This window comes from Ovoidimarina sediminis (genome assembly GCF_032586175.1).
In the GTDB taxonomy this organism is placed as follows: Bacteria; Pseudomonadota; Alphaproteobacteria; order Rhodobacterales; family Rhodobacteraceae; genus Ovoidimarina; species Ovoidimarina sediminis.
Genome location: NZ_JAWHTE010000013.1, coordinates 26,866 through 48,056 on the forward strand (window position 1 = coordinate 26,866; position 21,191 = coordinate 48,056).

The 21,191-nt window shown below is 61.3% G+C and carries 24 protein-coding genes; 11 read left to right on the top strand and 13 right to left on the bottom strand.

Going from position 1 to position 21,191, the window contains the following annotated elements; translation table 11 throughout:
- Positions 1 to 18: 18 nt before the first annotated feature.
- Positions 19 to 831 carry a hypothetical protein gene (locus tag RXV90_RS15135; protein ID WP_316649674.1) on the bottom strand — a complete coding sequence of 271 codons (813 nt, stop codon included), beginning with the start codon at positions 829 to 831 and terminating at the stop codon, positions 19 to 21.
- A 126-nt stretch (positions 832 to 957) separates the two neighbouring features.
- On the opposite strand from RXV90_RS15135, the gene RXV90_RS15140 reads away from it, so the two are divergent.
- The gene (locus RXV90_RS15140; RefSeq protein WP_316649675.1) at positions 958 to 1,440 is read left to right on the top strand and encodes a class I SAM-dependent methyltransferase; all 483 of its coding nucleotides are present in this window, start codon (positions 958 to 960) and stop codon (positions 1,438 to 1,440) included.
- Between the two features lie 457 nt (positions 1,441 to 1,897).
- Positions 1,898 to 4,894, top strand: a complete 2,997-nt coding sequence (locus RXV90_RS15145) for a cyclic nucleotide-binding domain-containing protein (RefSeq protein ID WP_458646493.1) — start codon at positions 1,898 to 1,900, stop codon at positions 4,892 to 4,894.
- A 33-nt stretch (positions 4,895 to 4,927) separates the two neighbouring features.
- Here RXV90_RS15145 and RXV90_RS15150 read toward each other — a convergent pair whose 3' ends face one another.
- Together RXV90_RS15150 and xsc are read right to left on the bottom strand one after the other, a co-directional pair.
- Positions 4,928 to 6,049 (bottom strand): acetate/propionate family kinase, encoded by a 1,122-nt coding sequence (locus RXV90_RS15150; RefSeq protein ID WP_316649676.1) that lies wholly within the window; start codon positions 6,047 to 6,049, stop codon positions 4,928 to 4,930.
- Between the two features lie 10 nt (positions 6,050 to 6,059).
- Positions 6,060 to 7,832, bottom strand: a complete 1,773-nt coding sequence (gene xsc / locus RXV90_RS15155; RefSeq protein WP_316649677.1) for a sulfoacetaldehyde acetyltransferase — start codon at positions 7,830 to 7,832, stop codon at positions 6,060 to 6,062.
- 115 nt (positions 7,833 to 7,947) lie between these two features.
- Between xsc and RXV90_RS15160 the strand changes: the two genes are divergently transcribed.
- The 3 genes from RXV90_RS15160 (at position 7,948) to RXV90_RS15170 (ending at position 10,605) form a co-directional block, all read left to right on the top strand.
- Complete coding sequence (locus RXV90_RS15160) at positions 7,948 to 8,715, top strand: IclR family transcriptional regulator (protein WP_316649679.1); 768 nt, start codon at positions 7,948 to 7,950, stop codon at positions 8,713 to 8,715.
- Between the two features lie 88 nt (positions 8,716 to 8,803).
- Positions 8,804 to 9,634, top strand: coding sequence for a 3-deoxy-8-phosphooctulonate synthase (kdsA, locus tag RXV90_RS15165; RefSeq protein WP_316649680.1), 831 nt, complete (start codon positions 8,804 to 8,806; stop codon positions 9,632 to 9,634).
- Positions 9,634 to 10,605, top strand: coding sequence for a threonine dehydratase (locus RXV90_RS15170; RefSeq protein WP_316649682.1), 972 nt, complete (start codon positions 9,634 to 9,636; stop codon positions 10,603 to 10,605). The genes kdsA and RXV90_RS15170 overlap by 1 nt, the downstream gene beginning before the upstream one ends.
- A 46-nt stretch (positions 10,606 to 10,651) precedes the next feature.
- Here the strand turns inward: RXV90_RS15170 and thpR are convergent, their stop codons facing one another.
- Together thpR and RXV90_RS15180 are read right to left on the bottom strand one after the other, a co-directional pair.
- On the bottom strand, positions 10,652 to 11,191 hold the full coding sequence (gene thpR, locus RXV90_RS15175) for an RNA 2',3'-cyclic phosphodiesterase (RefSeq protein WP_316649683.1): 540 nt from the start codon (positions 11,189 to 11,191) through the stop codon (positions 10,652 to 10,654).
- Positions 11,191 to 12,297, bottom strand: a complete 1,107-nt coding sequence (locus tag RXV90_RS15180; protein ID WP_316649684.1) for an acetoin utilization protein AcuC — start codon at positions 12,295 to 12,297, stop codon at positions 11,191 to 11,193. Before RXV90_RS15180 ends, thpR begins: the two co-directional genes overlap by 1 nt.
- Before the next feature lie 181 nt (positions 12,298 to 12,478).
- Between RXV90_RS15180 and RXV90_RS15185 the strand changes: the two genes are divergently transcribed.
- Together RXV90_RS15185 and RXV90_RS15190 are read left to right on the top strand one after the other, a co-directional pair.
- Positions 12,479 to 12,955 (top strand): NUDIX hydrolase, encoded by a 477-nt coding sequence (locus tag RXV90_RS15185; protein ID WP_410482374.1) that lies wholly within the window; start codon positions 12,479 to 12,481, stop codon positions 12,953 to 12,955.
- Between the two features lie 78 nt (positions 12,956 to 13,033).
- Positions 13,034 to 13,495: a DUF1178 family protein gene (locus RXV90_RS15190; protein WP_316649687.1), complete on the top strand. Its 462-nt coding sequence runs from the start codon at positions 13,034 to 13,036 to the stop codon at positions 13,493 to 13,495.
- Between the two features lie 13 nt (positions 13,496 to 13,508).
- Here the strand turns inward: RXV90_RS15190 and RXV90_RS15195 are convergent, their stop codons facing one another.
- Both RXV90_RS15195 and RXV90_RS15200 read right to left on the bottom strand, forming a co-directional pair.
- Entirely contained in the window at positions 13,509 to 13,736 is a 228-nt protein-coding gene (locus RXV90_RS15195; protein ID WP_316649689.1) for a DUF1150 family protein, read from the bottom strand.
- 11 nt (positions 13,737 to 13,747) lie between these two features.
- The gene (locus tag RXV90_RS15200) at positions 13,748 to 14,161 is read right to left on the bottom strand and encodes an Hsp20 family protein (RefSeq protein WP_316649691.1); all 414 of its coding nucleotides are present in this window, start codon (positions 14,159 to 14,161) and stop codon (positions 13,748 to 13,750) included.
- 153 nt (positions 14,162 to 14,314) lie between these two features.
- Here RXV90_RS15200 and RXV90_RS15205 point away from each other — a divergent pair, with 153 nt between their 5' ends.
- Genes RXV90_RS15205 through RXV90_RS15220 form a run of 4 tightly spaced genes read left to right on the top strand, consistent with a single transcriptional unit; the run spans position 14,315 to position 16,577 of the window.
- Positions 14,315 to 14,533, top strand: a complete 219-nt coding sequence (locus RXV90_RS15205; RefSeq protein WP_316649692.1) for a YdcH family protein — start codon at positions 14,315 to 14,317, stop codon at positions 14,531 to 14,533.
- A 52-nt stretch (positions 14,534 to 14,585) separates the two neighbouring features.
- Entirely contained in the window at positions 14,586 to 15,065 is a 480-nt protein-coding gene (purE, locus tag RXV90_RS15210; RefSeq protein ID WP_316649694.1) for a 5-(carboxyamino)imidazole ribonucleotide mutase, read from the top strand.
- The gene (locus RXV90_RS15215; protein WP_316649696.1) at positions 15,058 to 16,131 is read left to right on the top strand and encodes a 5-(carboxyamino)imidazole ribonucleotide synthase; all 1,074 of its coding nucleotides are present in this window, start codon (positions 15,058 to 15,060) and stop codon (positions 16,129 to 16,131) included. Before purE ends, RXV90_RS15215 begins: the two co-directional genes overlap by 8 nt.
- A complete protein-coding gene (locus RXV90_RS15220) occupies positions 16,128 to 16,577 on the top strand; it encodes an NUDIX hydrolase (protein ID WP_316649698.1) in 450 nt (149 codons plus the stop codon). The genes RXV90_RS15215 and RXV90_RS15220 overlap by 4 nt, the downstream gene beginning before the upstream one ends.
- 9 nt (positions 16,578 to 16,586) lie before the next feature.
- On the opposite strand, the gene RXV90_RS15225 is transcribed toward RXV90_RS15220, so the two are convergent.
- The 6 genes from RXV90_RS15225 to RXV90_RS15250 all read right to left on the bottom strand — a co-directional run bounded on the left by RXV90_RS15225 (position 16,587) and on the right by RXV90_RS15250 (position 21,150).
- The gene (locus RXV90_RS15225; protein WP_316649700.1) at positions 16,587 to 17,426 is read right to left on the bottom strand and encodes a DMT family transporter; all 840 of its coding nucleotides are present in this window, start codon (positions 17,424 to 17,426) and stop codon (positions 16,587 to 16,589) included.
- Positions 17,427 to 17,442: 16 nt separating this feature from the next.
- Entirely contained in the window at positions 17,443 to 18,537 is a 1,095-nt protein-coding gene (locus tag RXV90_RS15230; protein ID WP_316649702.1) for a LysM peptidoglycan-binding domain-containing protein, read from the bottom strand.
- 42 nt (positions 18,538 to 18,579) lie between these two features.
- Complete coding sequence (locus RXV90_RS15235) at positions 18,580 to 19,233, bottom strand: protein-L-isoaspartate(D-aspartate) O-methyltransferase (protein ID WP_316649704.1); 654 nt, start codon at positions 19,231 to 19,233, stop codon at positions 18,580 to 18,582.
- Positions 19,230 to 20,015 (bottom strand): 5'/3'-nucleotidase SurE, encoded by a 786-nt coding sequence (gene surE, locus RXV90_RS15240; RefSeq protein WP_316649705.1) that lies wholly within the window; start codon positions 20,013 to 20,015, stop codon positions 19,230 to 19,232. Before surE ends, RXV90_RS15235 begins: the two co-directional genes overlap by 4 nt.
- An 80-nt stretch (positions 20,016 to 20,095) precedes the next feature.
- Positions 20,096 to 20,758 (bottom strand): class I SAM-dependent methyltransferase, encoded by a 663-nt coding sequence (locus RXV90_RS15245; RefSeq protein ID WP_316649707.1) that lies wholly within the window; start codon positions 20,756 to 20,758, stop codon positions 20,096 to 20,098.
- 50 nt (positions 20,759 to 20,808) lie between these two features.
- The gene (locus RXV90_RS15250; protein ID WP_316649709.1) at positions 20,809 to 21,150 is read right to left on the bottom strand and encodes a MarR family winged helix-turn-helix transcriptional regulator; all 342 of its coding nucleotides are present in this window, start codon (positions 21,148 to 21,150) and stop codon (positions 20,809 to 20,811) included.
- Positions 21,151 to 21,191: the final 41 nt, after the last annotated feature.

Consider the following 21,191-nt stretch of genomic DNA (forward strand, 5'->3'; position numbering starts at 1 on the left):
ACGCAACCCGCCGCCCCTTCACGCCCGCCCCTTGGGCGTCAGCACCATCCACTCGGTCATCACTTCGCGTCCCTCGCTGAAGGCCAGAAGGCGGTGATCGTCGTCGAACCCGTCAAGTTCGGTGAAGGCTCCAGGATCGACCGGTCCCGCCCGAACGATCGCCAAATCGAACCATGCCGCCGCCCGAGACCCAAGCGCCTCACGCCCTCCTTCGAAAAGGAAATCATGGAGTTCCACGATAATGCTCATGCCCGACAAGCGCTCAAGCACCGTTTCCGTCAATAGCGAAAACTCCGCCCCCTCGATGTCGCACAGAACCGTACCCCGCGCCCCCTCCGGCACGGCTGCAAGGAGCGCGGCCTCCGTCGCTTCCCCCTCGATCCTGACGCGCTCGCGCACACCGTTGATCTCTGCAGCGGCGGCAAGCGCCCGCCGGCCCTTCTCGGACATCTCGAAGCACAGCGCCCTGCCGAAGAACCCCGCCCGGAGCGCGCCCACGGCGAAATAGCCGTCCGCCGCACCCAGATCGATCAACAGACCGTCCTCCGACCGCCACGCCTCCAAAAGATCCACCACATGCTGCTCATAGGTTCCAAGGATCTTGCCCGACACGTCATGCCGCCCCCAGGACGTCGTCTCGGGTAGCACCATGCCCCTGAACGGCCCATGGGCCACGCGGCCCCCGTGCACATGGGTCAGATGCGCCGCAACCCGCGCCCGCGCCGACTCGATCCGCGTCTCGCTGTGGTGCGGCGTGACAAGCGCATGCAGGGCTCGCCCCGGCCGGCCCGACTTCAGCTTCCTGATCGCTTTCCTGATCCGCTTTCTCACGCACCGCCCCCTGTCCGCTCCCCTCGTCGCCGACCCGCGCTTTCAATGTCAAGTGGATCGCGACGCTGTTGCGGTGCCGCCCCCGTCATGCTCCAAAGGCCCGGCCGACTAGTAAAGGGGTGCCCCATGAGCCGATTGGATCTCTTCATCGACCGCATGGTCTCGCAGCGCGCCTGCCTGGATCACGCCGCTGGTCTGATCCGCGACATCCCCGGCCCGGTCTTCGAACTGGGCCTCGGCAACGGGCGCACCTATCACCACATGATCCAGATCTTGCCTGACCGGGAGATCTTCGTCTTCGAGCGCGCCGTCGCCTCGCATCCCGACAGCACGCCCCCGGAAGACCGCCTGGTCTTGGGCGATGTGCGTGAGACGCTCCCGGCGGCGCTCGGCCGCTTCGCTCCCGGCGCCTGCCTCATCCACGCCGACCTCGGCGGGCACAACCTCGATAAGAACGACGCCTTCGCCCGCATGATCTCGCCGCTGGTGGAACCTCTGCTGGCACCGGGCGGCGTCATCGTCTCAAGCGACCGGATGTACTTCGACGGGCTCACGGAACAAGCCCTGCCGCCGTCCGCGGTCCTGGGGCGCTGCTTCATCTACCGATAAACGCAGAGCACCTGTGAAACACTTGAAACCTCTTTTTGTGGTGTCATACGCATGTGCGATACATATCCACCTTAGATCGCGCTCATGCAAGCGATAGCCCAACGACCTGCTGCGGCGAAAAAACTGATCGTTAGTTAGATGCTAAGCTGGTTTTGCGAAACGCGCGGCGAACAATGGGCCTCCTGTCACCCTGTCGCCGCGACATCAAGAGATGCTTCGCGGACGACAGCGCGATGACAGTCTTTGGGATCTGGATTAAATTGCAGCATCACGCCTTCGCAAAGCACGAAAGATAACGTAAGGTTAAAGGGCCTGGGCCGGCACGCCGGGCAGCGACGTTGGCAAAAAAGGTCGCGTAGCCTAACGTGCCCTATGTCCGCCGATTGTATTGGTTAATCAGTTTACCAAAGTTCTCCAGAAGGCTTTTTGAGACGGACATCGACCCATCGAACGTTCCATTTTCCACTTCATATGGAAGTACTCCAAGACCGACCAGATCATCCTTCTGGCCGTCACCCTTTCGCTCTTTCCGCTTCAGTACCTGACGCTCGAACTCCCAAAACGGATCATCAACGACGCCATCGCAGGCGCCAACCAGGTCAGAGAATTCTTCGGATATCGGTTTGACGAGATAACGTTCCTCGCCGCGCTCTGCATCGTCTTTCTCCTGGCCGTAACGATCCTTGGCCTCCTCAAGATGCGCGTCAACACAATGAAGGGCGTGCTGGCCGAGCGTATGCTGCGCCGCTTCCGCTATCAGCTGATCACCCGCATCCTCCGGTTTCCGCAACCATACTTCGAGCGTGTGAGCCAGGGCGAGGTTGTGTCTATGGTCACTGCCGAAAGCGAGCCTTTGGGCGGCCTCATGGGCGACGCGATTAGCCAGCCGGTGCTGCAACTAGGCCAGATGCTGACGATCCTGACCTTTCTCTTTTTTCAAAGCTTCTGGTTCGGCCTCACGGCGATCGCGCTCATCCCTGTGCAGGCGATCATTATTCCGAGGCTACAGAAACAGATCAACCTGTTGAACAAGAAGCGGATTCAGGAGGTGCGCATCCTCGCCGCCCAGATCGGCGAGGGGGCCGCGGGGGCTTCGACCTTGCGCACCAACGGCGGCTGGCGCTTCCGCCAGGCCCTCTTTTCCCGCCAGCTGGGGCGGCTCTTCCTGATCCGGTTCGAGATCTACAAGAAGAAGTTTTTCATGAAGTTCTTGAACAACTTCATCACCCAGCTGACGCCGTTCTTCTACTACCTTGTCGGCGGTATCCTCGTACTTGGCGGTCAGGTCACGCTCGGGGCGCTGGTCGCCGCGCTCGCTGCCTACAAGGATCTCTCCGACCCGTGGAAAGAGCTGCTGACTTTCTACAACACCACCCAGGACATGTCGCTGCGCTGGAACGTAATCACCGAACGTTTCGCACCCCAGGGCATGCTGAACGAAAAGCTTCTGGAGGGCGAGCCGGAAGAAAATCCGCGGCTCCATGGCGACGTCACGCTGAACGACCTCACGATCCGCGACGGCGACGGCAACGTCATCCTCGACGGGGTAACCGCGCACATTCCAGGTCGCGGCATCACCGGCATCCAGGCGCCAAACGAAGAAGACCGCCGCGCCCTCGCCGGCGTTCTCACACGGGAAATCCTCCCCTCCAGCGGCGAGGTGACGATCTCCGGCCACAAGCTTTCCTCGCTGCACCAATCCATCATCGCGTCGCGCATCGGGCTGGCTAGTTCCAGACCTATCATGTTCCAGGGCACATTTGGCGACAACGTTATGATGCCAATGCTGACACGGCCCCATGGCGATACGCCGGATGACGCGTTCTACACGGAAACGCTCAAGTCTGGAAACAGCCCGGACCCGGCTGATGCCGTCTGGCTCGACCCTTCGGCTGCCGGGCTTCACACACCAGAGGAGCTTCGCGAATGGGGCCTCAAGCTCATCCGCGACATCGGTGCGGGCACGACCCTCTTCCGCCGCGTCATCGAGCAGAAATTCTCGGCCGCGGATCATCACGAACTGGCCGAGCGTCTCGTCTCCCTCCGCCCGAAGATCCGCGAGGCGATCGATAAGGTCGGCCTCGCGAAGCATGTCCATCGCTTCGACCCAGACCGCTACAACCCGGCTATGCCGGTGGCCGAGAATTTGCTTTTCTCCACGCCGACGCGTCCGATCAACCAGGAAATCATCGCGGAGCAGGAGACGTTCCTCTCCGCCCTTCGCGATCTGGGGATCGACAAGACCCTCATTGATCTCACCCGCGACGTGCTCGAGATGCTCCGCGGGATCTTCGGGCATGACGGTACCGACCACCCCCTGTTCCAGAAGCTCGGGTTGGAAACGAAAACCTACGAGGCCGCCCTCAAACTGATCGACAGGTACGGCGAAGACGCGACACAGACCCTTGCCGACGGTGAACTAGCCACGCTTCTGTCTGTCCCCTTCGCCACCTCCGCCGAACAGATCGGCCCGTCTTTCTCCGACGACCTCAAGGCCCGCATTCTGGATCTGCGCCGCACCCATTCCGGGCAGCTGCGCGAAACGATGGCGGATCTTTTCGCTCCTATCGATCCCGCGGCCTTCGCACCGGGGCTCAGCGTGCTCGAGAACGCTCTTTTCGGTAAGATTAGCGGAAATGCCGGCGCACGCGCCGACGAGATCAAGCGCCTGATCGCCGACATCCTCGTCGCGGAAGGTGCCGAACCCCTTGTGACCAATCTCGTCTACGACTTCCCCGTTACCCTAGGCGGCCAAAACCTTCCCGCAGCCTTTGTCGAACCACTCTCGCTGACCCGCGCCACTATCAAGAAACCCGACCTTCTGATCCTCGACCGCGCGCTCTCGAGCTATGACGATCGCACCCGCGCAAAGCTCTACTTAAGCCTCCGCAAGACGCTCACCGACACCACCGTCATCTACATCGACGAAAAGATCGAACAGCCCGATGCGTTCGACCACTTCATCGAGATCCGCGACGGTCGGTTGCTAACCCGCGACGCCCCGGAAGAAGTGAAAGAGGACCGCGCAGCATCCGCCGACATTGTCCGCAAGACCCGCGCGTTGCAGCAATCAATGCTATTCTCGGGCCTTTCCCAAAAGCAGCTCCGCCTACTGGCCTTCGGCTCAAAGTGGTATCACGCAGAGGCCGGCGACGTTGTATTCTACCAGGGTGACGACCCGACCGACGGCGCCTTCATGCTGACCGAGGGCGAGGCGGGGGTTTATTCGCGCACCAAGGAGGGGCAGGACGAACTCCTCGTTAAAGTCGGCCCTGGCACGCTCATCGGCGAGCTTGGCGTGATCCGCAACGTCCCTCGCACCAAGTCGCTCTTCGCCGAAACCGACATCACCTGTCTGCGGATCGGCAAGGAGGAACTTCTCGCGGTTATCGAGAACGACGCTGCCACGGCGTTCAAGCTTCTCCAGGTCGTCGCGGGCTACCTCCCCGACTGACGCGCGGACGAGCCCAAGACCGGGCGCGTTCTTCTAACGCGCGGTAGTCTCCTGTGCCGCCAGCAGGATCTCATGCTCCTCGCGAGTCTCCCGCACCAGCAATTCTGGCACCCCCAGAAACGCGATGCCATCCGCAATCCTGTCCCGGATCACGCCCGCATTTTCCCCAATCCCGCCACAGAAGACGACCGCGTCAAGCCCGCCCATCACACCGGCCAGCCGGCAGATCTCCTCTACGGCCCGCGCCACGAAATGCGCCACCGCATCCGCCGCCGCGGGCGCCTCCGAGGCCAGAAGATCGCGCATGTCGTTCGACAGCCCCGACAGGCCCAGAAGCCCGGATTTCCGGTACAGAAGGTCCTCCAGATCGGGCATCGCATAGCCCTCGCGCAAAAGGTGGATCAGCACGCCGGGGTCGATCCGCCCGGTGCGCGTCCCCATGGTCAGCCCGTCGAGCGTCGAAAACCCCATGCTGCTCGCAACCCCGACACCTCCGTGCATCGCCGTCACCGAGCATCCGTTGCCCAGATGCGCGATCACGACCCGGCGCGCCTCCACCGGATAGCCCTCGGCCAGAAGCGTCCGCCGGATCGACTGGCAGGACAGGCCGTGAAACCCGTACCGCCGGATGCCCGCATCATAGAAGGCACGCGGCAGGGCAAAGGCCGCCTGAACCCAGGGCTGATCGGCGTGAAACGCCGTGTCGAAACACCCGATCTGCACGGCCCTTGGAAACAGGGCCTGCGCCACCCGCACACCCTGAAGGCCCATGGGCTGGTGAAGGGGTGCCAGCGGTATCAGCGCCTCAAGTGCGCGGATTGCATCGGCATCCAGCCGGACAGGTTCGGTGAAGCCCACCCCGCCATGAACGATTCGGTGCCCCACCGCCACCACGCGTGCACCGCCCAGCGCGCCCTCCCCAGCCTCGGCGACGGCACGCACCGCGCGGGCATGGTCGGCTCCGGGCAGTTCGGTCTTCCGCGCTGCGCTTCCGGGCACGGCCACCTTCAGAAACGCTGCCCCGCTCCCGATCCGCTCCGCGTTTCCGGACAGAAGCAGGGTGTCAGGCGCGCCCTCCGCCGCGATGGCGAATTTTAGCGAAGAGCTGCCCACGTTCAGGGCAAGCAGAACCTCGCGGCCGGTCGCGCCCCTCACCGCCAACCGATCAGGCGTCGGTCATATCGGCCGCGTCGATCCCGGCGACCTTCACCGGCTTCTTCATCGCGTCGCGCCGGAACGGCTCACCCAGCTCCTGGTTGATCATCGCCTCGATAAGTGTGGTTTTGCCATGCTTCATCTGGTCGGTGATCGCTTGGTTCAAAGCGGTCGTCAGTTCGTCCATCGTACGCGCGACGACGCCTTGCAGGCCACAGGCCTTCGCGACCCCAGCGTAGGACACGCCTTCGTCAAGCTCTGTACCGACGAAGTTGTCATCGAACCAAAGGGTCGAGTTCCGCTTTTCAGCGCCCCACTGATAGTTACGGAAAACAATCTGCGTGATGGGGGGCCACTCACCGCGGCCAATCGCCGTAAGCTCGTTCACAGCGATACCGAATGCGCCATCGCCAGAGAAACCAACCACCGGCACGTCCGGGCAGCCGATCTTCGCACCCACGATCGCCGGAAGGCCATATCCACACGGTCCGAAAAGACCCGGGGCAAGATATTTTCGCCCCTCGTCGAAATCCGGATAGGCGTTGCCGATTGCGCAATTGTTGCCGATATCTGAAGAGATGATCGCCTCGCGCGGCAAGGCCGCCTGAATTGCGCGCCACGCCATTCGCGGGCTCATCCAATCGGGCTTGGCCGCTCGCGCGCGCTCGTTCCATGTCGTCCCCGGGTCGTCATCCTCATGATCCATAGAGGCCAGTTGCTGCGCCCAGCGAGACTTCGTTTCGGCAATCTTCGCTTTACGCGCCTCACGATTTGCATCGCCGGCATCGTCGCCAAGCTGTGCCAGAATACCTTTCGCCACCTTCGCGGCATCGCCCACGATTCCGACGGTGACCTTTTTCGTCAAACCGATCCGATCCGGGTTGATGTCGACCTGGATCACCTTAGCTCCGGCCGGCCAGTACTCCATGCCGTAGCCTGGTAGAGTGGAAAACGGGTTGAGGCGCGTGCCGAGTGCGAGAACGACGTCGGCCTCCTTGATCAACTCCATAGCGGCCTTTGAGCCGTTATAGCCCAGCGGGCCCACAAAAAGGGGATGGTTCCCAGGGAACGCGTCATTGTGCTGGTAGCCAACGCAGACCGGCGCACAGAGCCGCTCGGCCAGCGCCCTGGACGCCTCGATTCCTCCCTTCGACAACACAACACCGGCACCGTTCAATATTACCGGGTTCGTCGCCGCCGAGAGAAGATCCGCTGCCTCTGCGACGGAGTTCTCGCCGCCGGGTGAGGCTTCAAACTCGATCGGATCGGGGATCTCGATATCGACCACATGTGTCCACATATCCCTTGGCACGTTGATTTGCGCCGGCCCCGATAGTCGCTTCGCCTGGCTGATGACCCTTGTCAGAACCTCCGCCACACGCGTCGGATCCCGAAGTTCTTCCTGATAGGCAACCATGTCTTCGAAGAGCTTCATCTGCTCCACTTCCTGGAACCCGCCCTGCCCGATCGTCTTGTTCGCGGCCTGCGGCGTGACGAGGAGAAGCGGGGTATGGTTCCAATAGGCGGTTTTGACGGCGGTGACGAAATTGGTGATTCCCGGACCGTTCTGCGCAATCATCATCGACATCTTCCCGGTGGCGCGGGTGTAGCCGTCGGCCATCATCCCGGCGCTCCCTTCATGGGCACAATCCCAGAACGTTATCCCCGCCTGCGGGAACAGATCCGAAATTGGCATCATGGCGGAGCCGATGATCCCGAACGCATGACGGATGCCATGGCGCTGAAGGACTTTGACGAAGGCTTCCTCGGTGGTCATCTGCATCCGCTTTGCTCCTCTTGTCGACGAATAGACTTAGGCTTCGCACAATAGCGCAGCCATCCCCTCCAATTTTGTCATACTTGCGCATTATTGAGACTACAAGTATCGTTTTCGATCAATGAATGCTTCAGACACCTCTCATATCCCGACGACTTTGCGACTATTGCTGGTCATTGAGGAACTCGCGAAGGCTGGACGGCCCCTGACGCCCACAGAGGTGAATACCGAACTGAATTTGCCGAAACCCACGATCCACCGGCTGTTTGCCACACTCGAAGAGGAAGGTTTTCTTCAACGTGATTTGGGTGGGCGCACGTTTGCGCCAGCGACAAGGCTACGCCGCATCGCAGGAGGTATCCTGTCATCGGAGGACATGCGCCTCGCCCAACGCACAATCCTGTTGGGCCTCAGCCGTGAAATCGGTGAGACCTGCAACATCGCCGTGCCCGACGGCGATGCGATGCGGTATGTGGACCGGGTGGAAACAGAGTGGCCGCTTCGCATCCAACTTCCGGTCGGCACCCGCGTGCCGCTTTACGCAACCGCGAGCGGCAAGATGTATCTTTCGTCGATACGAAAGGCACAGGCTGAGCGCTTCTTCAATGCCGTCGCACTCGAAGCTCACACGCCGCGGACGGTCACCGACGCAAGCGAGCTGCTTGCCGAACTTAAGCTGATCCGGCGCCAGGGCTATGCGCTCGACACGGAAGAATTCATGGAGGACATGATCGCCCTCGCGGTTCCGGTCTTGGGCGCAGGAGAGCGGCTTCTTGCAACTCTCTCACTCCATGCTCCCAGTCAGCGCTTTGGAATTGACCAAGCTATTGGCGCATTGCCGCGTATCAAGAAGGCTGCAGCCGACCTCTCCGGTCTTATCAACGGTTGACCGCCTAAGAGTCCACGGTCGGTTTACTTTCCGGAACTCACCTGTTGATCTGCCGCCATCAGCGCATCTCCCGAAGGCTTCCCATCCCATGTCGACCCCCGCCAAGACCGTTACCGCAGGCTCCGTCACTTTCGCCAACAACCGCCCCTTCGCGCTCCTCGCGGGCCCCTGCCAGATAGAAACGCTGGATCACGCACGAATGATGGCTGAAGGCATCGCGCGAGCAGCGGAGGCCGCGGGCGTGCCCTGGGTCTATAAATCCTCCTATGATAAGGCGAACCGCTCGTCCCACAGAACCGAACGTGGACTAGGGATGGAAGCGGGGCTCGAAGTGCTTTCACGGATCAAAGAGGAGTTCTCGGTCCCTGTCCTGACCGACGTGCATCTTCCGGATCACTGCGCCCCGGTCGCGGATGTATGTGATATTCTTCAGATCCCGGCATTCCTCTCCAGACAAACCGACCTCCTTCTTGCTGCCGGCGAAACCGGTGCGACGATCAACGTTAAGAAAGGGCAATTCCTCGCACCTTGGGACATGGCGAATGTCGCGGCCAAGATTGCATCGACGGGAAACGAGCAAATCCTCCTCTGCGAGCGAGGTACTTCTTTTGGCTACAACACACTCGTCTCCGATTTCCGCGCCCTCCCGCAGATGGCCGAAACCGGATACCCTGTCGTCTTCGACGCCACCCATTCGGTGCAGCAGCCTGGCGGACACGGTACGTCTTCCGGAGGAGACCGTCGTTTCGTGCCACCACTCGCACGCGCAGCCGTTGCGGTGGGTTGCGCCGCTCTCTTCATTGAAACACATCAAGATCCCGACAATGCACCGTCGGATGGGCCTAACATGGTTCCACTGCCCGAACTCGGCCCGCTTCTGACACGCCTCCGTGCAATCGAAGCTGCCGCGCACCCCTGATGTTCAGCCTACCCGAACTCGAGGCGGCCGCGGCTCTAGTCCATCGTCACATGACGCCCACTGCGCAACTTAATTGGCCGACACTTTCGGCCAGGTCCGGCGCGACCATCTGGGTCAAACACGAAAACCACGCCCCCACCGGTGCCTTCAAGGTGCGGGGCGGGATTACCTTCATCGACTGGCTTCAACGAAAGCATCCCGACGCTCGCGGTATCATCACCGCGACCCGCGGCAATCACGGCCAGTCCCAGGCCCGAGCGGCACGCGCCGCGGGACTGAGGGCAATGATCTACGTGCCCCAAGGCAATGCCATCGAGAAAAACGCGGCGATGCGCGCGTTCGGTGCAGAGCTTGTGGAGTTCGGCAACGATTACGACGCCGCGCGGGAAGAGGCCCTGCGCATGGCCGAGCACGAGGGGCTCTTCTTCGTGCCACCCTACCACACTGAACTCGTGCGCGGTGTCGCCACCTATGCGCTGGAGTTCTTGAAAGCCTGCCCTGATCTGCAGACGATCTACGTTCCGATAGGCTGCGGCTCGGGTATCGCTGGTGTCATTTCCGCCCGAGATGCGCTTGGCCATCCGGCAGAGGTCGTGGGGGTTGTCAGCGAGAACGCGCAGACGGCGAAACTCTCTGCCGAAGCGGGCCTGCCGATTGCCACCGAGACTGCCCATACATTTGCCGATGGAATCGCGGTACGCGTTCCGGTTCCCGAGGCACTTGCGGTCTATGGTCCGGGCGCTGCGCGGATCATAAGCGTGTCCGACGACGAAGTGGCCGAAGCGATCCGGATCTATGTGAAGGACACCCACAACCTTGCCGAGGGTGCAGGAGCCGCGCCGCTTGCCGCACTCATGTCGGAACGGGAGCGGATGGCGGGCAAGACGATCGGCCTGATCCTCTGTGGTGGCAATCTAGACAGCGACTGGCTGATCGAGGTCTTGCGGGGAAGAACGCCCACGTCTCTCTGAGAAGGCGGCAGGCGCTCTTCCTAAGTGCTTTTTCAGCCAAGGAACGTCAGTGCCATTCAGAACGAAGCGGGTAGCGTTCCAAAACCTCGTAACGCGCGCCGCCGGGGCCGAGATGTGACGCGAAAAGCGTTATCCCATCGACAGGGATGGGCCCCAGCGAGAACGCCCCGTGCGCCGCGAGCACCGGCAATGCCGCCCCGCCCTCTCCTTCGCGGAAACGCGCCAGAGTCACATGAGGCACAAAGCGCCGCCGCTCAAGCCGGATCCCCGCGCGCCGTGCGAGTGAGACTACCTTCTTTTGAAGCGCTCCAAGACGGGCTTCAGCCAGAACGCCGACCCACAACGTCCTTGGCCCGGGCCCGAATGTGCCGAGCCCTGCCAGCGTCAGCTCGAAGGCGGGGAGTGATAACAACGAGAGCCCGTCGTGCAGATCCTCGAGCCGGTCGAGTGGCGCATCACCAAGAAAAGCGAGCGTCAGATGCATGTATTCTGGCGGGATCGATCGCCCTGCCTGAAGCTTCCGCGTCAGACCCGCAAGCCGGGCTTTGACGTCCTCAGGCAACTCGATAGCAACGAAGCTCCGCATCAGACCCAGACCGCTGCTCGCGCCGTGAGCGCGCGAAGCCGTGACCTGACATCATCTTGAAGAGGCCCTGCCCTTTGTTCGTCGCGAAGTGTCGTGTACCAATGCGATGGCGGTTGCCTCCCCCGCACCGAACCCCGCCATTCGAGCGCACGGAGGACCGCCTCGCCTTCTGGCGGCAATCTCTCCGGAATCTCGTGGCCGGCAAGAGTGGCCCACACGCCCGTCCAGAGCCGTCCCACCGACCATGGATTGTACCCTCCGCCTCCGGTGACAAGAAACCGATCGGTCATTGCGGACAGTGCCGACACCACCGCCCAGTGCGCCCGGTTCGAGCAGGCCATCCGAGACAGAGGGTCCTCTTCCACCGCGTCGGCACCACACTGCAGCACGACAGCCACAGGCCGGAACGCCTGCACTCGGGGCAGGATCAACTCCTCAAGCGCCGCCGCCATACCGGAATCATCGAAGCCGCGTTGAACTGGCAAGTTCCAGACTTCGCCGCCTCCTCGGTCCTCAAGCAAGCCGGTGAAGGGCCAGCGCCGTTCCTCGTGGATCGATATCATAAGGACATCGTTGTCGAAGGCGAAGGCATGTTCGACACCGTCGGGGTGGTGGGCGTCGATATCGATATAGGCGATCCGCCTCAGCCCACGCGCTCTGAGGCTCAGAATTGCCAAGACCGGGTCGTTCAGATAGCAGAAACCGTTCGCCCGGTCCGGCATCCCGTGATGTGTGCCGCTTGCAGGGCTGTAGACGATGCCTGGCCCAGCCAGCATCTCACCTGCGAGGATCGATGCGCCTGCCGCTGTGGCAGGCCTGCGGAACATCTCGGCAAAGACCGGATTAGAGAAGGTGCCAAGCCCGTGGCGCATTCGCACCTCTTCTGAAACCGCCCCCTCGCGCTCAGCTGTCTTCAAAGCCGCTATGTACTCTGGAGTATGCCAGGCCGTGAGCGCCTTGGCTCGGGCCCGCGGGCTGGCTACGTACTGTTCGGGCGGCAGCCAGCCAAGCGCCCGGCTCAGATCGATAACCGTCGACACCCGCGGAATACGCAAAGGATGAAACTCGCCATAGGTTGAATTGCGATAGATTTCCGCAGCGATCATCCTTCGCTTGGGGGTACTATCGGGCCGCGCACGAGTCAGTCGGGTCTGCGAGTGTGGCATCGGCTCGACCTATGCCGATCGGCAAAACCGATCAAGCGGACGATATCTTTCCCTGGCTCCATCTTCACGCCATAATACCTTGAGAAAAGGAACGAGTTTGGTCAGAACCGCGAGCAGCAGGATGAACGTCTCCCGCGTCCGGCAGACGCCGATCCGCCTCGGAGCGGAGGCGAAGAGGGGCGTCAGAACACAATTCGGCGCGCTTTGCTGGCGCGTGCGGAACGACCGTCTGCAAATTGGGCTGGTAACCAGCAGGCGAACAAAGCGCTGGATCATTCCCAAGGGCTGGCCGAGCGATGGAACGACGCCCGCAGAGGCCGCCGCGGCCGAAGCTTGGGAAGAGGCCGGATTCGAAGGCCGCGTGGGCGAGGTATGTCTTGGAATCTATTCCTACACAAAGGCGCTCGATGATGAGACATTGCTGCCATGCGTGGTTGCGGTGTTTCCGTTGAAGGTGAAAGAGCAGCGCCGGAAGTGGCCAGAAAAGCAGGAACGGCGGCGCAAGTGGTTCTCGCAAAAAAAGGCCGCTGCGCTGGTCGAAAGTGCGGAGTTACGGCGGATTATCATCAACTTTGATCCCCGCGTCCTGCCGCGGTGACAAAATCGGCGAACAACGCCAGCAATTGATTTTTCGTCAGAGTTTCTTACCTCGTCTGAGAGTAAGTTCGAGCTTGCCATGATTCGATACACGCTCAGATGCGCCAACGATCACCGTTTCGACAGCTGGTTTCAGTCTGCCGAAGGTTACGACGCCCTTAAAGCAGCGGGGCATGTGATGTGCCCCGCGTGTGGGACAGGCGACGTGGACAAGGCACTGATGGCACCGCGCGTTCGCCCTGCCAGAAAGTCGGCGGAATCCGCTGGATCCGCCGAAATCTCCAGCGATGGGAAAAAGCCCGATCTGCGCACACCGGAAGATGACCGTGCACGGGCTCTTGCCGAACTCCGCAATCAGATAGAACAGAATTCGGATTATGTTGGCCTCAACTTCACCAAGGAAGCCCGCGCAATGCATTCCGGGGAAAAACCCCTTCGGGCGATCTATGGAGAGGCGAAGACCGAGGATGCCAAAAAGCTGATAGAGGACGGGGTGCCCGTCGCACCCCTGCCCTTCACACCCAAGGCACGAACGAACTAGAAGTCGCTGTGCCTCAGTGCACGTTCACTGCGGCAAGATCATGCTCGCGGGCCAGAAGGAATGCCATGCGCCGGTCCCGGACCAGCGCAAGGCGCTGACCATCGGCATTGTGAACGGCGTAAATCTCGTCGACACCCATCGCCTGCTCGCGGACCTCGCTCGGAAGGTCAGCAACCTTCACGGGACGCACATAAACGATCTTGCTCTCGGCATTCGCGTCGAAATCAAATGGTGTATTCATAACGCTGCCTCTCACTCTTTCCTGATATTGATCGTCTGCACGACGCGATCCGGTTCAGCCTTGTTCAGATCGACATGTAACAAACCGTTTTTCGTCGCCGCACCGGTTACCTCAACGCCATCTGCCAGAACAAAGCTCCGCTGGAATTGCCGCGCCGCGATCCCGCGATGGAGGAATATGCGCTCGCCATCCTCCTCGGCCTGACGGCCTCGGATAACAAGCTGTCGGTCCTCGATCGTGATTGAAAGATCGTCATCGGAAAATCCGGCCACGGCAAGCGTGATGCGATATCCTGTCGGACCGGTCTGTTCGATGTTATAGGGGGGATACCCGTTGCCTTCTGTCTTCGCGGTACGTTCGACCAGCCTTTCAAGCTGTTCAAAACCCAGAAGAAACGGGTGCGAGCCCAGGGCAAGTTTCGTCATCTACACGTCCTATCTTCAAGCGACTGTGCTGTGGCGCCCCCGATTCCGGCGAACGCACCTCTGAAATATGGGGCGGCGTCGCGGCCTCTGCAAGGTTTGCGCAACTCTGCTTTGGCATTACTCTCCCACAACCAATCGCGAATCACGGCAGCCATGAACACGACGGAAAAAATGCCACGCGAAGAGGTTCTCCGGATCAAGCTTGAAGCGCTCCGTGCAGAACACCGCGATCTTGACGAGGCCATCATGGCGCTCGAGGCCAAAGGGACTGCCGACCAGCTAACGCTGCGCCGGCTTAAGAAACAGAAGCTTGGCCTGAAAGACAGGATTGCCCTGCTGGAAGACCAATTGACGCCAGATATCATTGCCTAGGGACCCTATCCGCTTATAGTGCGCGGTTCATTTTGAACGGTGCGGGGGGCAAATGGGCGCGGATGTCGGCATCATCATGGGAAGCCAGTCAGACTGGCCGACGCTGAAACTAGCGGCAGAAATCCTTACTGAGCTGGAGATTTCTTTCGAATCCCGGATTGTTTCGGCCCATCGTACTCCGGACAGGCTCTACGCCTATGGGCAGGAGGCCAAGGGCCGCGGCCTCAAGGTGATCATTGCAGGCGCAGGTGGCGCTGCGCATCTTCCGGGAATGATGGCATCCAAGACCCTTGTCCCGGTAATCGGTGTACCCGTCGAAACACGCGCACTGGGCGGGCTCGATAGCCTCTATTCCATTGTCCAGATGCCCCGGGGTTATCCTGTGGCGACCATGGCCATCGGCGGGGCGGCGAATGCGGGTCTCATGGCCGCGCAAATCCTTGCAGTGTCCGACCCGATGCTGGCGGAACGTCTGGCCAAATGGCGCATTGACCTGACCAACTCGATTCCGGAGGCTCCGCAAGATGACTGATGCGCTCCCGACAGGCGCCACGATTGGCATTCTCGGCGGCGGCCAGCTGGGCCGCATGCTCTCTCTTTCGGCTGCACGGCTCGGGCTCAAATGCCACATCTTCGAACCAGCTGCGAATTGCCCGGCAAGCCAGGTTTCGGCCGTCGTAACAACTGCCTCTTACGATGATCATCAGGCTCTGATCGCGTTCGCCGATGCGGTAGATGTCGTCACTTACGAGTTTGAGAATGTGCCTGCCGAAGCCCTGGACGTCATCGAGGCTCGTGTCCCGATCCGGCCCGGCCGGAATGCACTGGCAATCTCACAAGACAGACTGACCGAAAAAGACTTTCTTAGCGACGTTGGCCTATTCACAGCGCCCTACGCCGTAGCAGACACGATGGGGGATCTAGCTGCAGCGCTCGCCATCACCGGGACGCCGGCAATCCTAAAGACTCGCCGTTTCGGATATGACGGCAAGGGGCAGACGCTAATCGATGATCCGGCAAAGGCGGAAGAAGCTCACCGAGCCTTGAATGGCGCGCCCGCAATCCTAGAGGGTGTCGTTTCCTTTGAGCGCGAAATCTCCGTGATTGCCGCGCGCAGCCTCGACGGCACGGTTGTCGCCTTCGACCCGGGCGAAAACGTGCATAGAGACGGCATTCTCCGCACAACCGTTGTGCCTGGCGAGATTACTGCGCCAGCGGCCTTCGAAGCGGTCTCAATGACCACCCGCCTGCTTGAAGCACTCGACTATGTGGGTGTGATCGGAGTTGAACTATTTCAACATTCAGACGGACTAATCGTTAACGAATTCGCCCCCCGCGTTCACAATTCCGGCCATTGGACACAGAATGGTTGCTTGATCGACCAGTTCGAACAGCACATACGTGCCGTGGCGGGCTGGCCCCTCGGTGACGGCAAGCGCCACTCTGACATTGAGATGGAAAACCTCATTGGTCACGATATGGACAAGGTCGCGGAGCTTGCAGGTACCGGCGCTGCACTCCACCTTTATGGCAAGGCAGAAACGCGCGAAGGACGTAAGATGGGCCACGTCAACCGCATTACCGGGCCCGCTGTATGACGGGGAAATACCCTCGCCTAGCGGTACGCGGGCTCCTTCTTCACCAAGACAAACTCCTCCTCGTAAATGCCTGGCCTGGAAAGAAAAGCGATCTCTGGTGCGCTCCGGGAGGCGGGGTCGATCCGGGCAAGAGCCTGCCAGACAACCTGATTCGCGAATTCTACGAGGAAACCGGGCTTGATATCACGGTCGGTGCGCCCGCGCTCGTCAACGAATTCCACGACCCAGGATCTGACTTCCATCAGGTCGATATCTACTTCCACTGCGACACGGAAATGCCTGAAATCGCAGAGGATTGGGTGGATCCCGAAGGCGTCGTACATAGCCGCCGCTTTGTCTCGCGCACCGAACTCGCCGGCCTGCGTGTGAAGCCGGACAGTCTCGCCGAAGTCGCCTGGGGAACGGGTGGCATCGCCTACGATCCGCTAGAACCGATCGTTCGATAAACCCTTTGTTTACCGCCTCGACGCCAGCGTCCCAAGCGCGACGCCCGCCAGCACGAGCGTTCCCGCCAGCACGGCCCGAAGCGTGACATCCTCGCCCAGAATAAGCGCTCCACCGATCACCGCGATGACTGGAACGGAGAGCTGCGCAAGCCCCGCCACGCTTCGGTCAAGCTTAGGCAACACGCTATACCAAAGCGCGTAGCCAAGGCCCGAGGTCACGACCCCCGATACCACGGCGAGCGCCCAGCCCAATTGAGTCACGCCTGTCGCTTCTCCCGAAAGCATCCACACGAGCACCGTCACGGGCGCGGCCACGAGAAAACTGCCCGCCGTTTCCCCAAGCGGCTCGGAAACCCCGCTGCCCAGAAGCGAATAGATCCCCCACCCCAGCGCCGCAAAAGACATGAGCACAGCCCCTCCCAGCGGCACCGTCGCTGCACCTGCCGGCCAGCAAAGCCAACAGAGCCCCGTCAGGCCAAGCCCCATCCCTGCCCAGCGCAAAATGGGTGGACGATCGCCCAAGATAAGTGCTCCGGCAAACATGGTTACCTGTACACCACCGAAGAGGATCAGCGCACCTACACCCGCGTCCAGCGTAAGATAGGCAAAAGAAAATCCCAGAACATAAAGCAAAAGCGCGGCCGCAGCGGCGGGTCGCCGCCCTGTCCGCAGGTTGAGGGACTGTCTCGAAAGCGCGGCGAATAGCAGAAGCGCCAAAGCGCCGCTCACCACCCGGATCGTGGCAAAGGCGGCGGGGCCGGCCTCGCCGCCCGCCATCGCCGTTCGATTGAGGATCGAATTGGCCGCAAAGGCGACCAGGACCACAAGGGTAAGGGCGGCAACTCGCATCTGCCGCCCGCCCGGATCAGTTCAGATAGGGCATCGGATCGACGCTCTCGAACCCGTCGCGCACTTCAAAATGTAGAAATGGGCTTGCTGTTTCACGCACCTGCCCGATCACCTGCCCGCGGCTCACCTTATCGCCCTTCTCGACGGTTAGGCTGTCAACGCCCGCATAGACTGTCAGAAGGTTGTCTTCGTGACGAAGCACAAGTATCGGCACCTGCTCGGTATCCCGCGTGATTGCGGCAACAGTGCCAACATCAGCGGCGACAACAGGCGATCCGGCACCGGCCGAGATCCCGATGCCCTCGCTCTTACCCTTCTCGTAGTCGCGAATGATCTGGCCACTCACCGGCATCATGAGCCGCGCAGTATCCGTCCGCTCTTCCGCCATGGCGGGGGAAGCAGGTGCAGGCTTCGGCTCGGGCTCGACATCCACGGTTGGCAGCGGAGCAGCCGCCGACGGCGGCTCCGGCGTAACGCTCCCCTCTCCAGGTGCGGCCGTATCTGCGATAGGCGCAAGCGAAGCGGTCTCGACCGCGACGGGGATCAATAGGATCTCACCGGGGCGCACCGCGAATTCCGGGCCAAGCCCGTTCCAATCGGCAAGGGCCTGTGGCGTCACGCTGTATATCCGCGCAATTGAGAAGGCCGTTTCTCCAGGCTGCACACGATGCCTTACAGGCTCGACCCCGCTTGCCACCACCGGACCAGCGGAACCATCGGCTCGTTCGATCGCCCCGGTCGCCACGCTTGCCACATCGATCGTTCCGCCCGCCGTGCTTGCCGCGGTCGGCAGCACCAGCGTCTCACCACTCCGCAGCGGCACACCGTCCCGGATCCCGTTAAATGCCGCAAGCTCCGTTGCAGATACGCCCACGCGCTGGGCAACATCGCTTACGGTGTCGCCACGCCGCGCTATCGCCACCTGATAGTTGGGGAAGCTGATCAGCCCCCTTGCATCGGGCTGCGGCCGGGGAGCTGTCGCGAGACGGGCCGCCTCCGACGTATCCGGGCCGTCACCGATGCTCCGAAAATCGAGATCGAAGCCGTCGCCGCAGCCCGCCGCCATCAAAAGCGCACAGACTGCCGCTGTCGTCTTTGTGAAATGTACCATCGCTCTCACCTCATCGCCGCCTGTCTGACGCAGGCGTGCCGCCTATGACCGTTCGTCCTGCCCCAGTCCCTCTACCAAAGGGACAAACCGCACAGAACGCAGTTCCTCATACTCGTATCCCGTCTCGGTCCGCCGCACCTTTATCAGATGCTGCACCGCGTCCGACTGCCCGACGGGCAATACCATGATACCCCCGACCTTCATCTGAGCCAATAGCGGACCTGGGGGATCTTCCGCAGCCGCTGTAACTAGGATGCGTTCGAACGGCGCCTGTTCGGGGTAACCCCGGCTGCCATCGGCAGTTATCGCCGTAATGTTGCTGAGCCCAAGCTCGCGAAAGACGGTTTCGGCCGCTTGCGTAAGTCGGCGGTGCCGTTCCACGGTATAAACCCGCCGCGCAAGCTGGCTCAGGATAGCTGCCTGGTAGCCAGAGCCGGTACCGATCTCCAGCACCTTGTCTCGTGGCGTCACTTCCAATGCCTGCGTCATCAACCCGACGACCGATGGCTGGCTGATCGTCTGGCCGCAGGGGATTGGCAGCGGCATATCCTCATAGGCCCGTTCAGCGAAGACACCGGTCATGAAGATGCCCCGGTCGATCTTTTCCATTGCCTCCAGAACGCGCGTGTCCCTCACGCCCCTGGAACGAAGCGCAAACAGAAACTGCATCTTCCGTTCCGCATCGGCCTCGGTCATTCAAGCCTGTCCTTGAGCTCCGTCAAGACGTCGTGGGCCGTCAGGTCGGCGCGAAGCGGCGTGACCGAAACGAAGCCGTCAAGGTTCACCGCAACATCCGTCCCGGGTGCCGTGGGCAAATGCTGCGGTCCTCCGGTAACCCACATGAAACGCCGACCGGTCGGCGAAAGATGCGGCTCGACGGCGAAGCTCGTCTCCTCGCGCCAACCCATAGCTGCCACACGCAGCCCCTTTACGTCCAAGGCGGGAACGGGAGGGAAATTCACGTTGTAAAACAGGCGGTACCCACCCTCGTCCCAGATTGCGTTATCCAGAAGCCTACGCACAAGATCCGCACCTGTGCGCGCCGCTGCCTCGAACGGATCCTCGAGGCTGACATTCTTTGGACCGTAGAACTGGCTCAGCGCGATCGCGCGCACACCCTGAAGCGCGGCTTCCATCGCACCACCCACTGTTCCGGAGTAAAGCACGTTCTCGGCCGCGTTGTTTCCGCGGTTCACACCCGAAAGGACCAGATCGGGTTTGCGATCCTTTAGCACCTCGTGGATCCCCGCGAGGATGCAATCGGCCGGGCTACCCTCGGCGGCGAACCTCCGTGGCGCGATCTCAGCAAGAAGCGTGGGGTGAGAATAGCTGATACAATGACCGACACCCGATTGCTCGAAAGCCGGCGCCACTGTCCAGACCTCGCCCCCTTCGCCCGCGATCTCCGCGGCGATAGCCTCGGCAACAATCAGGCCAGGGGCGTTGATGCCGTCGTCATTGGTCACGAGAATGCGCATGGAACACCCGGGGTCGGTCGCGGATACCTACCCTTCCTATGCGAGCGTCCCGACGCCTTCAAGAAGCCGCGACGCGCAGTTCAGTGGGGTCGCTTCGCAACGTATCCCATGCTGGTGCGCGAGGGTGGCCCGGAAACAAAGGGCACTGTCCGGATTTCAACAAACTCAGCTGCCTCGAGAAGTGCGCTGACTTCGGCAGAGCTGTAGGCGCGATGCCCCCATTTCCAGCGCAGAAGGGCCGTGCACCAATGCGGGCGGCTGACGGCGAGAAAAAGCTGCCCACCAGGGCACATCCGGCTCCATATCCAGCGTAATCCCTGCGAAGGGTTGTCCAGGTGCTCCAGAACATGAGCACAGAGAAGAACAGTAGCACTGCACTCCTCCAAAGCGTTGCTGCCGATCGCCCCCTCCACGACATCCGCTTCAATGCCTCGTGCTGCAAACCGCATTGATGCACGACGCAGCATCTCTTGCGACCGGTCAACCAGCAATAGCCGCTGCGGAGGCCCGGAAACATCCACCCAGGTTTCCGCCAGCAGCCCCGATCCCGTTCCTATATCAACGACAAGCGCATCACTTGCGGGGGGCGCAGCGGAAACGAGCCGCCGATAGGCGGCGGGATATCCAAGCCGGACCAGCCCCTTATGCCAGCCACCTGCTGCCTGATCGTAGCGTCGTTTCAGACGGATTTCAGAGCGAACAGAGTGCGTCACTTCAGGGAGAAGAAAACCAAATATCGACAATCTAATTGACGATATGTCTCACGCTAATATTCGTCAATATACTTGACGATCTATTCGATCACTGCCTTGAGGCCCGCTTTAAGTGCTGCGAACTGCCCGGCCCCTAACCGCCGCTTCAGACGGCCTTCGACCCGCCGCTTGGCAAGGTCGATATCGGAAAGCGCCGCTTCGCCCTTCTTGGTCCAGACAACGCGCCGCTTTCGGCTGTCACTTGGATCCTGCACGCGGCGCAATAAACCTTCGGCCTCAAGCTGATCGAGATGTTGCGCGACAGCCTGCTTCGTCAGGTCTGCCCGCTTGGCGAGCTCTCCCTGCCCTATCCCGTCCCTGCCGATATGCTCAAGAAGGCGGCCGCGGGCCTCGGCGAACCAGGGGTGCCCTGCGCCCGCCACTTCACAGATAAACTCGGCTTCCCAAACCCTCGCAGCGCGAA

Coding starts and splice junctions, on each gene's coding strand:
- RXV90_RS15140 (WP_316649675.1), top strand. CDS start 958: ATGAGCCGATTGGATCTCTTCATCGACCGCATGGTCTCGCAGCGCGCC.
- surE (WP_316649705.1), bottom strand. CDS start 20,015: ATGCGCATTCTCGTGACCAATGACGACGGCATCAACGCCCCTGGCCTG.
- RXV90_RS15215 (WP_316649696.1), top strand. CDS start 15,058: ATGACTGATGCGCTCCCGACAGGCGCCACGATTGGCATTCTCGGCGGC.
- RXV90_RS15195 (WP_316649689.1), bottom strand. CDS start 13,736: ATGAATACACCATTTGATTTCGACGCGAATGCCGAGAGCAAGATCGTT.
- RXV90_RS15160 (WP_316649679.1), top strand. CDS start 7,948: ATGAATGCTTCAGACACCTCTCATATCCCGACGACTTTGCGACTATTG.
- RXV90_RS15205 (WP_316649692.1), top strand. CDS start 14,315: ATGAACACGACGGAAAAAATGCCACGCGAAGAGGTTCTCCGGATCAAG.
- RXV90_RS15200 (WP_316649691.1), bottom strand. CDS start 14,161: ATGACGAAACTTGCCCTGGGCTCGCACCCGTTTCTTCTGGGTTTTGAA.
- xsc (WP_316649677.1), bottom strand. CDS start 7,832: ATGCAGATGACCACCGAGGAAGCCTTCGTCAAAGTCCTTCAGCGCCAT.
- RXV90_RS15170 (WP_316649682.1), top strand. CDS start 9,634: ATGTTCAGCCTACCCGAACTCGAGGCGGCCGCGGCTCTAGTCCATCGT.
- RXV90_RS15180 (WP_316649684.1), bottom strand. CDS start 12,297: ATGATCGCTGCGGAAATCTATCGCAATTCAACCTATGGCGAGTTTCAT.
- RXV90_RS15190 (WP_316649687.1), top strand. CDS start 13,034: ATGATTCGATACACGCTCAGATGCGCCAACGATCACCGTTTCGACAGC.
- RXV90_RS15235 (WP_316649704.1), bottom strand. CDS start 19,233: ATGACCGAGGCCGATGCGGAACGGAAGATGCAGTTTCTGTTTGCGCTT.
- RXV90_RS15230 (WP_316649702.1), bottom strand. CDS start 18,537: ATGGTACATTTCACAAAGACGACAGCGGCAGTCTGTGCGCTTTTGATG.
- RXV90_RS15220 (WP_316649698.1), top strand. CDS start 16,128: ATGACGGGGAAATACCCTCGCCTAGCGGTACGCGGGCTCCTTCTTCAC.
- thpR (WP_316649683.1), bottom strand. CDS start 11,191: ATGCGGAGCTTCGTTGCTATCGAGTTGCCTGAGGACGTCAAAGCCCGG.
- RXV90_RS15225 (WP_316649700.1), bottom strand. CDS start 17,426: ATGCGAGTTGCCGCCCTTACCCTTGTGGTCCTGGTCGCCTTTGCGGCC.
- kdsA (WP_316649680.1), top strand. CDS start 8,804: ATGTCGACCCCCGCCAAGACCGTTACCGCAGGCTCCGTCACTTTCGCC.
- RXV90_RS15185 (WP_410482374.1), top strand. CDS start 12,479: ATGAACGTCTCCCGCGTCCGGCAGACGCCGATCCGCCTCGGAGCGGAG.
- purE (WP_316649694.1), top strand. CDS start 14,586: ATGGGCGCGGATGTCGGCATCATCATGGGAAGCCAGTCAGACTGGCCG.